Source organism: Pseudomonas sp. CFBP 8772 (assembly GCF_014841665.1).
Lineage (GTDB): Bacteria > Pseudomonadota > Gammaproteobacteria > Pseudomonadales > Pseudomonadaceae > Aquipseudomonas > Aquipseudomonas graminis_B.
This window is the reverse complement of sequence record NZ_JACYUI010000021.1, coordinates 23,272-33,687: the sequence shown is the minus strand read 5'-3', so window position 1 is coordinate 33,687 and position 10,416 is coordinate 23,272. Positions and strand designations below refer to the sequence as shown.

10 protein-coding genes are annotated in these 10,416 nt (G+C 59.0%); 1 reads left to right on the top strand and 9 read right to left on the bottom strand.

Going from position 1 to position 10,416, the window contains the following annotated elements; all coding sequences use genetic code 11:
- Positions 1-171: 171 nt before the first annotated feature.
- The 6 genes from msrQ to IFT99_RS25340 all read right to left on the bottom strand — a co-directional run bounded on the left by msrQ (position 172) and on the right by IFT99_RS25340 (position 6,155).
- Positions 172-792 carry a protein-methionine-sulfoxide reductase heme-binding subunit MsrQ gene (gene msrQ, locus IFT99_RS25365; RefSeq protein ID WP_192135971.1) on the bottom strand — a complete coding sequence of 207 codons (621 nt, stop codon included), beginning with the start codon at positions 790-792 and terminating at the stop codon, positions 172-174.
- Entirely contained in the window at positions 792-1,805 is a 1,014-nt protein-coding gene (gene msrP / locus IFT99_RS25360) for a protein-methionine-sulfoxide reductase catalytic subunit MsrP (protein WP_065988278.1), read from the bottom strand. The genes msrQ and msrP overlap by 1 nt, the downstream gene beginning before the upstream one ends.
- Positions 1,806-1,876: 71 nt before the next feature.
- Positions 1,877-2,725, bottom strand: a complete 849-nt coding sequence (gene pssA / locus IFT99_RS25355; RefSeq protein ID WP_065988279.1) for a CDP-diacylglycerol--serine O-phosphatidyltransferase — start codon at positions 2,723-2,725, stop codon at positions 1,877-1,879.
- A gap of 148 nt (positions 2,726-2,873) precedes the next feature.
- Positions 2,874-3,890: a ketol-acid reductoisomerase gene (gene ilvC / locus IFT99_RS25350; protein ID WP_065988280.1), complete on the bottom strand. Its 1,017-nt coding sequence runs from the start codon at positions 3,888-3,890 to the stop codon at positions 2,874-2,876.
- A 46-nt stretch (positions 3,891-3,936) separates the two neighbouring features.
- The gene (ilvN, locus tag IFT99_RS25345) at positions 3,937-4,428 is read right to left on the bottom strand and encodes an acetolactate synthase small subunit (RefSeq protein WP_065988281.1); all 492 of its coding nucleotides are present in this window, start codon (positions 4,426-4,428) and stop codon (positions 3,937-3,939) included.
- A gap of 2 nt (positions 4,429-4,430) precedes the next feature.
- On the bottom strand, positions 4,431-6,155 hold the full coding sequence (locus IFT99_RS25340; protein ID WP_192135969.1) for an acetolactate synthase 3 large subunit: 1,725 nt from the start codon (positions 6,153-6,155) through the stop codon (positions 4,431-4,433).
- Between the two features lie 410 nt (positions 6,156-6,565).
- Here IFT99_RS25340 and IFT99_RS25335 point away from each other — a divergent pair, with 410 nt between their 5' ends.
- Positions 6,566-6,994 (top strand): DUF4124 domain-containing protein, encoded by a 429-nt coding sequence (locus IFT99_RS25335; protein ID WP_065988282.1) that lies wholly within the window; start codon positions 6,566-6,568, stop codon positions 6,992-6,994.
- Between the two features lie 3 nt (positions 6,995-6,997).
- Here the strand turns inward: IFT99_RS25335 and IFT99_RS25330 are convergent, their stop codons facing one another.
- From IFT99_RS25330 to mrcB, 3 genes are read right to left on the bottom strand one after another with little or no spacing between them, the layout of a single operon-like run.
- Complete coding sequence (locus IFT99_RS25330) at positions 6,998-7,327, bottom strand: YqcC family protein (protein ID WP_065988283.1); 330 nt, start codon at positions 7,325-7,327, stop codon at positions 6,998-7,000.
- Positions 7,320-8,060, bottom strand: coding sequence for a hypothetical protein (locus IFT99_RS25325; RefSeq protein ID WP_192135968.1), 741 nt, complete (start codon positions 8,058-8,060; stop codon positions 7,320-7,322). Before IFT99_RS25325 ends, IFT99_RS25330 begins: the two co-directional genes overlap by 8 nt.
- 31 nt (positions 8,061-8,091) lie before the next feature.
- A complete protein-coding gene (gene mrcB, locus IFT99_RS25320) occupies positions 8,092-10,413 on the bottom strand; it encodes a penicillin-binding protein 1B (protein WP_065988285.1) in 2,322 nt (773 codons plus the stop codon).
- Positions 10,414-10,416 lie beyond the last annotated feature (3 nt).

Genomic DNA, 10,416 nt, shown 5'->3' with positions numbered 1-10,416 from the left:
ACAACCTGCTGTCAACTGCCTTTTTCACCGCTGTCGATTCAAGCATCTGAACCGAAGCACTCCTCGCTGCTTACTTCGCCCAACTCTTTGATTATCAAGGAGTTTTCCGTTTCGTCTGCGCCGGAAGTGGGGCGAATTATAGACAGATCCAGAGATGCGTCAAGCACTTATTTAAACTTTAGTGGGAACACTGCTGCTCTTAACCTGGCGACGCTGTATACGCTTAGCAATTGCGGGGATCCGCAGCACCAGAAGCAACGCGCCAATCGTTGCATATACAGCCCACTCTTTCAGATCCGCCCGCACGATCCACAGCATATGCAGCAAACCCAGGCCCAAAATCAGGTAACTGAGCCGATGAAGTTTCTTCCAGCGCATTCCCAAACGGCGCTGGCTATAGCGATTGGACGTGACCGCCAGCGACAACAGCCCCAGGAAACCCAGCGCCCCGACAATAATGTAGGGCCGTTTGACCAGTTCTACGCCCAACTGCGCCCAGTCAAAGCCCAGGATAAAAAAGCCATAACCCAGCATGTGCAGAGACACATACGTGAAACACCACAGCCCCAGCTGCCGGCGAACGGCGATCCATCCGGGCCAGCCCGTCGTGCGCTGCAATGGGGTCATCGCCAGCGTAATCAAAAGCAGGATCAACGTCCCCAAGCCCAAGCGATCAACTAGTACCTTTCCAGGATCAGGCCCCAAAGCAAAAATCCACGCCTGGTAGAGCCAATACAGGGGGACCAAAGCCGCTGCGACGAACACCGACACACGCCAGTAGATGAAACGCATCAATAGTTTTTCCGTAGGTCCAGGCCTGTATAAAGAGAAGCAACCTGCTCCCCGTACCCGTTAAACATCTCGGTCTGGCGAATATTCGGGCTGAACAGCCCGCTGGGCAGACGCCGCTCGCGTGCCTGGGTCCAGCGTGGATGATCAACCGTCGGGTTCACATTGGCATAGAAACCGTACTCGCTTGCCGCAATGCTTTGCCAGGTCGTCTTCGGTTGCTCGCTTGTCAGACTGATGCGCACGATGGACTTCACGCTTTTAAAGCCATATTTCCAAGGCACCACCAGACGCAACGGCGCGCCGTTCTGATTGGGCAGTTCCCTTCCATACATGCCCACCGCCAGAATCGCGAGCGGGTTCATCGCCTCATCCAGACGAAGCCCTTCTACATAAGGCCAGTCGATCAACGCAAAGCCGGAGCGCTGGCCGGGCATGGTCTTCGGGTCCTGCAGCGTTTCAAACCGGATGTATTTGGCATTCGCCGTCGGTTCAACCTGCTTGAGCAGCTCGGAGATCGGGAAGCCCAGCCATGGAATCACCATCGACCACGCTTCTACGCAGCGCAGACGATAGATACGCTCTTCCAGCTGATAGGGCTTCATGAAGTCTTCCAGTGCGTAGCGGCCAGGCTTGGCCACCTCCCCGTCAATGACGACGCTCCACGGTTCGGTTTTCAGCGAGCCGGCGTTTTGCGCGGGATCACCCTTGTCGGTGCCGAACTCGTAGAAGTTGTTGTAGTGGGTCGCGTCCTTGAACGGCGTAATCGTCTCGTCCTTGACGGTAACGGCTTGCCACTTCGTTGAAGGTAACTTGCCTTTGAACCAATCAGGGGCAGCGCCGGCTTCGACGTCGGTATAGCGCGAGGCTTCTTCGGCTTGCGCCCAGCGAGGCATTGCGCTGACGGCGAGCCCCGCAAGACTGCTTCCGAGCAATGCGCGACGCGAGAGATAAAAGGATTCGGGTGTGACATCCGACTCTTTGCAATCGGACGTAGAGGGGATCTTGATCAGCATGATGACTCCGCAGCTATGGAGAACTGAAGCATCTATAGCGGCGGAGTATGCGGGAAATAACGGTCGGCGAACTACCTCTGGCGACGTAGACGCAGCAGGTACTGGATAGGACCGGAAGCTGCATATCCAAGGAAAATTAGCAGCAGAATGCGCGGCGGATCACTGAACACCACAGCGAATACCAAAACGACGGCCAGAATCGCAACAAACGGCACCCGCCCTTTCAGATCCAGCTCTTTGAAGCTGTTGTACTTGATGTTGCTGACCATCAGCATGCCCGCTGCCGCGACCAATAGTGCAACCAGAAACGACAGTTTCGAACCCTGGATGCCGTAATCGCTGAACGCCCAGACGGTGCCCGCGACAACGCCTGCGGCGGCAGGACTTGCCAGGCCAATAAAGTAACGCTTGTCCGCCTTGCCCACCTGGGTGTTGAACCGGGCCAGACGCAACGCTGCCCCCGCCACATAGATGAAGGCGACCATCCAGCCGACCTTGCCCATGTCACCCAGCGCCCAGCCAAACGCCAACAGCGCCGGCGCCACGCCAAAAGCAACCATATCGGACAGCGAGTCGTACTCTGCGCCGAATGCGCTCTGGGTGTTTGTCATCCGCGCAACACGGCCGTCCAGACCATCCAGGACCATGGCAACGAAGATGGCGATGGCGGAAAACGCGAAGTATTTGCTCGCGCTCGCCTGATCACCCGCGCTCAATGCACTCTGCGCACTCATGGCGCTGATGATTGCGTAGAAGCCGGCGAACAGGTTCGCAGTGGTGAACAGATTGGGTAGCAGGTAGATGCCGCGATGGCGCACTTGGCGCCCCTCGTCGTCGTGACCCTCTTCAATGTGTTCATCAATCGGTAGCAGGCTTTCGGCGTCAGCAGCCTTGTTCGGCTCTTCGGGACGTTCGCTCATGGACAATACCTTGCAGCTGAAGAATTTCGACAAATGCTTGTGGCCTCTGGGCCGACAAACGATGCAGCTTTATACCAGATGAGCCCCCATAACGAAAAAACGCGACCCGAGGGCCGCGTTTTTTACTGCAGGAACCTGATCGGTGATCTTAGTTCTTGGCTTGGTCGACGATCTTGTTCTTCGCGATCCAAGGCATCATCGAGCGCAGTTGCTCACCGATGATTTCCAGGCCGTGCGCCTTGTTGTTGCGACGCTTGGCGGTCATCGACGGGTAGCCGCTGGCGCCCTCGGCGATGAACATTTTGGCGTACTCGCCGTCCTGGATGCGCTTCAGAGCGTTGCGCATGGCCTGGCGGGATTCGGCATTGATGACTTCCGGGCCGGTAACGTACTCGCCGTATTCCGCGTTGTTGGAGATCGAGTAGTTCATGTTGGCGATGCCGCCTTCGTACATGAGGTCGACGATCAGCTTCAGTTCGTGCAGGCACTCGAAGTAAGCCATTTCCGGCGCATAACCGGCTTCAACCAGGGTCTCGAAACCGGCTTTGACCAGTTCAACAGTACCGCCACACAGAACGGCTTGCTCGCCGAACAGGTCGGTTTCGGTTTCGTCCTTGAAGGTGGTTTCGATGATACCGGTACGGCCGCCGCCAACACCCGACGCGTACGACAGAGCGACGTTCTTGGCGTTGCCCGAGGCGTCTTGGTAAACGGCGATCAGGTCAGGGATGCCACCGCCTTTGACGAATTCTGTACGCACGGTGTGGCCTGGTGCTTTTGGCGCGATCATGATCACGTCGAGATCGGCACGAGGAACAACCTGGTTGTAGTGAATCGCGAAGCCGTGGGAGAAGGCCAGTGTTGCGCCCTTCTTGATGTTCGGCTCGATTTCGTTCTTGTACAGCTGGGACTGGAATTCGTCCGGGGTCAGGATCATGACCAGGTCTGCAGCGGCGACGGCGGAAGCCACGTCAGTCACTTTCAGGCCGTGAGCTTCAGCTTTGGCGACAGTACCCGAACCCTTGCGCAGGCCAACAGTGACATCAACGCCGGAGTCTTTCAGGTTGCACGCTTGAGCGTGGCCCTGAGAACCGTAACCGATGATGGCAACTTTTTTTCCCTGGATGATCGAAAGGTCGCAGTCTTTGTCGTAATAAACTTTCATGAAATTCCCCTGATAACTTGGCCGCAAGGCCATTTGCAAAATTAGGTTAGATGCTCAGCACTTTGTCGCCGCGGGCAATGCCCGTGACGCCGCTTCGTACGGTTTCCAGAATGGCAGTAGTGCCAATCGCCTGGATGAAGCTGTCCAGCTTGTCGCTTGTCCCGGTCAACTGCACGGTATAGACGCTGCTGGAGACGTCGACGATCTGGCCGCGGAAAATGTCGGTAGTGCGCTTGATCTCGGCACGCTGGGCGCCAGTGGCTTTCACCTTGATCAGCATCAGCTCGCGCTCGATGTGGGCGCTTTCCGACAGGTCGACCAGCTTGACCACTTCGACCAGCTTGTTGAGGTTCTTGGTGATTTGCTCGATCACTTCATCTTGGCCAACGGTGGTCAGCGTCAGACGCGACAGGGTCGGGTCCTCGGTTGGCGCCACTGTCAGGCTTTCGATGTTGTAGTTGCGCTGCGAAAACAGGCCGACCACACGAGACAGCGCACCCGGTTCGTTTTCCAGCAATAGCGAAATGATGTGGCGCATGGTTATGTCCGCTCCGTCTTGCTCAGCCACATGTCACGCATGGACCCGTCTCTGATCTGCATCGGATAGACGTGCTCGCCGACATCGACCTTGATATCGAGGAACACCAGCCGATCTTTCATGGCGAACGCTTCTTCCATCTTCGGCTTCAGGTCCTTGAGATCGGTGATGCGCATGCCGACGTGCCCGTAAGCCTCGACCAGCTTCACGAAGTCAGGCAGCGACTCCATGTAGGAATGCGAGTGACGACCGCTGTAGCTCATGTCCTGCCACTGACGGACCATGCCGAGCACGCCGTTGTTGAGCAGGATGATCTTCACCGGCAGGTTGTACTGCAGACAGGTCGACAGCTCCTGAATGTTCATCTGAATGCTGCCTTCGCCGGTGACGCAGGCGACATTGTCATTCGGGAAACTCAGCGCAACACCCATCGCGGCCGGCAGGCCGAAGCCCATGGTGCCGAGGCCGCCGGAGTTGATCCAGCGATTGGGTTTGTTGAAGCGGTAGTACTGAGCCGCGAACATCTGGTGCTGCCCCACATCGGAGGTGACGTAGGCATCGCCTTTGGTCACTTCGCACAGCGTCTCGATCACAGTCTGCGGCTTGATGACGCTTCCGTCGCCACGGTTGTAAGGGAACAGGTCACCGCCGGCGCGCCATTCTTCGATCTGCTTCCACCACGTCGCGACCGACTCCTTGTTAGGGGTTTCGGCGAGCTCTTTGAGGGTCGCAACCATCTCGGTCAGCACGCTCTCGACCGGCCCGACGATTGGCACGTCGGCCTTGATGGTCTTGGAGATGGACGCCGGGTCGATGTCGACGTGAATGATTTTGGCGTTCGGGCAAAATTTCGCCGGCCCGTTGATCACGCGATCGTCGAACCGCGCGCCCACCGCAAGAATCACATCGGCGTGGTGCATCGCCAGGTTGGCGGTGTAGCTGCCATGCATCCCCAGCATGCCGACGAACTGGCGATCGGTGCCTGGATAAGCACCCAGGCCCATCAACGTGTTGGTGACCGGAGCGTTCAATTGCTGCGCCAGTTCGGTCAATGGCGCCGAACCGTTGCCCATGATCACGCCGCCGCCTGCGTAGATGACCGGGCGCTTGGCCGCGACCAGCATTTCCACGGCCTTGCGGATCTGGCCGGAATGGCCGCGGACCGCCGGGCTGTAGGAGCGCAGCTTGGCTTTCTTGGGGAAGATGTATTCGAACTTCTCTGCCGGGTTGGTCATGTCTTTCGGGATATCGACGACGACAGGACCAGGACGACCGGATTGGGCCAGGTAGAACGCCTTCTTCAGGACTTCCGGGATCTCCGACGGGTGTTTGATCATGAAGCTGTGCTTCACGATTGGCCGGGAGATACCGATCATGTCGGTTTCCTGGAACGCGTCGGTACCGACCATGTTGCTCGGGACCTGACCGGACAGCACCACCATTGGAATCGAATCCATGTAGGCGGTCGCGATACCGGTGATGGCATTGGTTGCGCCGGGACCCGAAGTCACCAGCACAACGCCTGCCTTGCCGGTGGCGCGGGCGTAACCGTCAGCCATGTGAGTCGCGGCCTGTTCGTGACGAACAAGGATATGGCTCACAGCCGGTTCTTTGAACAGCGCGTCGTATATATGCAGGAGGGCACCGCCAGGGTACCCGTAGATGTGCTCTACGCCTTCGTCACGCAAAAAGCGGACGACCATTTCAGCGCCAGATAAAAGCTCCACGTTGTTCACCTCTAAAACGCCAGAATACCGTCCACACAAGCGAGGAGACGGGTCTTAATAGGTTTACTGCAAAGCAGAGCATGAGCGACGGTGGTCGCCGACTACGTCAGCACTGACTGAGCAAGTATTGGGATCGCCCCTTAAGTGTTTCGGGGTCTTCCCACCCAGCGCGAGGTAACGCGTTGCGGGTGTTACGGGTCGGCGCGGGTGTGCGCCTCATGATCTACCGAGACGGTCTGCTTCTGGCAGTCCCTCTACAGCGAACTTTGGATTGTTCGGATTCGCCCCTCTCAAGTCAAGTCATCGATGCGCTTTCTTCGTCCACTGCCCGCCAAAAGGCACCGAATGAGGTCGCAGCGCGCCGCTTGTGATAGGTTTCCGGCCATTGCCACAGAAGTAAGGAACCGGGAATGCGCTGGATGATTCTTGCAGCGACGCTGACACTGGCCGTCGCCCCGGCGGTCGGCCAGGCCGCGCAGATATACAAATGGGTGGACGCTCAGGGCGTCACGCATTTCGACGCCCAGCCGCCTGCCGGGCAGACAGCACAGGAAATCAATACAGGGAGCCCCGTCTCCGCCCCACCTGCCCCGCCGCCGCAGAACCAGGAGGGAGCACGGGAGCAGGAGGCGGTCGATGCCAAGGTCAGAAAACAGGTTGCCGCCCAGGAAGCCAAGCGCAAGGAAGCGTGCGACGAACAGCGAACCAACCTTGCCCAACTGCAGAACAACCCTCGGGTACGACAGGAGGTGAATGGCGAGTTCAGGCGTTTCACGGAAGAAGAGCGGCAGGCCCGCATCGTCGAGGTCAAGCAGTACCTCGACGATCAATGCAACTGAGGGTCAGACCGCCTCGGTAATCAACCGGTCGAAGTCTTTCAGCAGCGCCAGCAAGTTGCGTGCTTCACGGATACGGCTGGCGTATACCATCTCCGCCATTTCCAGAATGCCGGATGCCGTGGGCAACGGCATATCCTGCTCAAGGATGATCTTCATGCGTGGCAGGAAGATCCATTGCAGCCACTGATCAAAATCCAGCGTGTCGACGCAGAAGGGTTCACGGCTTGACAGCGACTCGTCGCTGGGCGGCACTTCCTTCCACCATCCCAGGACTCGCAATTCGCGCTCGATCAACAGCAATTGGTCAGCGATTTTCGGAAAGCGTTTATCCATTGGCTTTCTGCCGCGCCAACGCTGCACCGGCGGCGTCACCCTGCTTTTCCCGCGATTGGGCAATCAGGCCCCAAAGACTGGCTTGAAGGCTCGCGCGACCGTTGGCGTAGGTCAGAGCACGACGGGCCAATTGCTCAGCCTGAGGCGCATCGCCCTGGGCCAGACGCACTTGCGCCAGACGGTAGAGGACCTGAGGCTCACGGGGGGCAACACGTTGAGCACGCTCAAGGCTCGATGATGCGCCGTTGAGATCGCCACCGGACTGCTGCTGCTGAGCGGTGGTGAGCAACGCCAGCACCGGCCCATCCAGTTGCTCGTCTTCTGACAACCCGCCGCTGGACGCAGACGGAATGCCAGTCGGCGCCGAGGCCGGCATGTTGTAGGTATTGCTGCTCGCTGGCGGCGGTGTGTACGTATTGTTCACTGGGGCCTGATTAACCGGCGCAGTGCTGATCGGCGCCGTAGCGGGTGGCACGAACGTCGAAATAGGCGCACCACTGGCGTTGGCGCCGCCGGGTACCATGACCGTGACACCAGAATCTTCCTGAATCGTCTGCGACTGCGCGGGTGCCTGTACCGGCGCGCGATAGGTGTTGCTGCGAGTAGACGAAACGCGCTCGCCGTTTGAAACGCGTGACCCTGAATCGACCACCGGAATCGCACTGCGCGTCTGGGACGCGCAACCGTTGAGCAAAGCCAGAGCCGTTACAGCCGGAATCCACCACTTGTTCACGTCACATCCTCTTTGCTTAATTCAACCAGGCTTAGTTCAACCAGCCCTTGACCCAGTCCATCACCGAATCGGCAGGCGCTGCTGCCCCACCGCAGGTCGGGCCGGGTTGCGGCTCACTGCCGCGAATATACGGCATCTGTACGGCGTTCGGGCAGCTGGCGTCGGTGCCTTCGCCGGTACTGGCATTGACCCAGGCCTGCACGACGTTATCAGGCATCGCCATGTCCAGCGGCAGCGGATCGGCTTTCTTCATGAAGCTGGTCCAGATCTGCAGTGCGCCGGTGGCCCCAGTGAACGGCGTCTTGCCGTTGTCGTCGCGGCCCATCCAGACGATCGCCAGCAAGTCCTGGCTGAAGCCGGCAAACCAGCTGTCGCGCGAGTCGTTGGTGGTACCCGACTTACCCGCCAGATTCAGCGTGCTCGGCAGCACGTTGTACACCGATTTACCGGTACCCTCGCGCATCACCCGCTGCATGGCGTTCTGCAGCAAATAGATCGAACCCGGGTCGAAACGTTGCTGAATCTGGAACGGGTAGCGCTTGAGCGGCTCCCCTTCGGCGGTCAGTACGCTGCGAATCCCGCGCAACGGCGTGTTGAAGCCGCCGCTGGCGATGGTCTGGTACATCGTCGCCACTTCGATCGGCGTCAGCGCGCCAGCCCCCAGGAGCATCGACGGGAACGCCGGCCACTCGCGAGTGACGCCCAGCTTGGTCAGGGTTTTGAAGACATTCGGAATGCCCAGGTCCAGACCCAGCTTAGCGCTGGACAGGTTGTAGGAATGCGCCAGGCCCTGATACAGGAAAATGTTGCCGTGGGCTTTGTGATCGTAGTTCTGCGGTTTCCAGATCTGGCCGTCGGCGCCTTTCACCTGAAAAGGCTCGTCGGGAATCCAGCTGGTCAGCGAGTACTGCTGCGGACGCTCGAGAGCGGTCAGATAGATGGCCGGCTTGACCAACGACCCGATCGGCCGAACGGCATCCAGCGCCCGGTTGAAACCCGCGAAGCCTGCCTGGCGGCTGCCGATCAGCGCCTGGACTTCGCCGGTCTCCGGATTGGTCACGACCATGGCCGTTTCCATCTCGTCCGCGCCTTTGCGGCCCGAAATCCTGGCGAAGCTTTCACGCACGGCAGCTTCGGATTTCATCTGCAGAATAGGGTCGAAACTGGTGAAGATCCGCAGGCCCTCTTCGGTCAAGTCCTCGTCGCGGTAGTCCTGACGCAGCTGGCGTTTGACCAGATCAAGGAAGTCCGGGAACGAGCTGTCGGCCAGCGATCCGACTTTGCTCACGCCAAGCGGCATCTTCTTCGCAGCCGCAACCACTTCGGGGGTGGCGACACCCTGTTGTTCAAGCAGATCGAGGACCAGATTGCGACGCTCCAGCGCACGCTCGGGATTGCGGCGCGGGTTGTAATACGAAGGCCCCTTGACCAGACCGACCAGCAAGGCGACCTGATGCAGCTTCAACTCCGACAGCGGCTGACTGAAGAAATACTGACTCGCCAGACCAAAGCCGTGGACCGCGCGCTGGCCGTCCTGCCCCACGAACACTTCGTTGAGGTAGGCTTCGAGAATCTCCTGCTTGCTGTAATGAATCTCCAGCAGAACTGCCATCATTGCTTCGGTCAGCTTGCGGGTGATGCTGCGCTCGTTGGTCAGGTAGAAGTTCTTGACCAGTTGCTGAGTCAGCGTCGATCCGCCCTGGCGCATCTGGCCAGCGGAAGCGTTGATCCAGAAGGCTCGCAGGATTCCCTTCGGCGATACGCCGAAGTGATGGTAGAAATCCCGATCTTCGACGGTGACGAGCGTGTCGAGCAAATAAGGCGGCGCCTGATCGAGCTTGATCAGAATCCGGTCTTCGAGATTCTTCGGGTACAAGCCGCCGATCATCAGGGGCTCAAGCCGCGCGACAGCAAGCTTGGCGCCATTGGCGGCGCTCAGTTCCGCGACGTAATCGCCGGAGAAGCGCACATGGATCTGCTGAGCCGGATCAGCGCCTTCATAGAACTGGAAGCCGCGGGTGTTGAGATCGACAGTGTTGCCGTTGACCGCGGCAGCGCCCGGCCCGTTGGCCACACCTTCACGACGATAGCCCAGCGCATCGAGCTCCAGAAGGAAGTCATCGCGTGAAAGCTTCTGGCCGACGAACAGCTCCAGTGGCCGTGCATAGACCTTGGCCGGAATGGTCCAGCGCTTGCCGGAGAATTTTTCCTGGACGATGGAATCCAGGTAAACGGCGAAGCAGCCAAGGATCACCAGCCCGACAAGACTGAGTTTCAGGGCCCAGCCCAACAGGCTGCGCAGGCGGCTGTTGGTGGGTTTGGGGGATTTTTTCGGGGTGCGGGATCGGGTCATGGC

What these genes read in the sequence shown, in the direction of transcription:
- IFT99_RS25330 (WP_065988283.1), bottom strand. Translation starts at nt 7,327, where the DNA reads ATGGATAAACGCTTTCCGAAAATCGCTGACCAATTGCTGTTGATCGAG.
- msrP (WP_065988278.1), bottom strand. Translation starts at nt 1,805, where the DNA reads ATGCTGATCAAGATCCCCTCTACGTCCGATTGCAAAGAGTCGGATGTC.
- pssA (WP_065988279.1), bottom strand. Translation starts at nt 2,725, where the DNA reads ATGAGCGAACGTCCCGAAGAGCCGAACAAGGCTGCTGACGCCGAAAGC.
- ilvN (WP_065988281.1), bottom strand. Translation starts at nt 4,428, where the DNA reads ATGCGCCACATCATTTCGCTATTGCTGGAAAACGAACCGGGTGCGCTG.
- ilvC (WP_065988280.1), bottom strand. Translation starts at nt 3,890, where the DNA reads ATGAAAGTTTATTACGACAAAGACTGCGACCTTTCGATCATCCAGGGA.
- IFT99_RS25335 (WP_065988282.1), top strand. Translation starts at nt 6,566, where the DNA reads ATGCGCTGGATGATTCTTGCAGCGACGCTGACACTGGCCGTCGCCCCG.
- mrcB (WP_065988285.1), bottom strand. Translation starts at nt 10,413, where the DNA reads ATGACCCGATCCCGCACCCCGAAAAAATCCCCCAAACCCACCAACAGC.
- msrQ (WP_192135971.1), bottom strand. Translation starts at nt 792, where the DNA reads ATGCGTTTCATCTACTGGCGTGTGTCGGTGTTCGTCGCAGCGGCTTTG.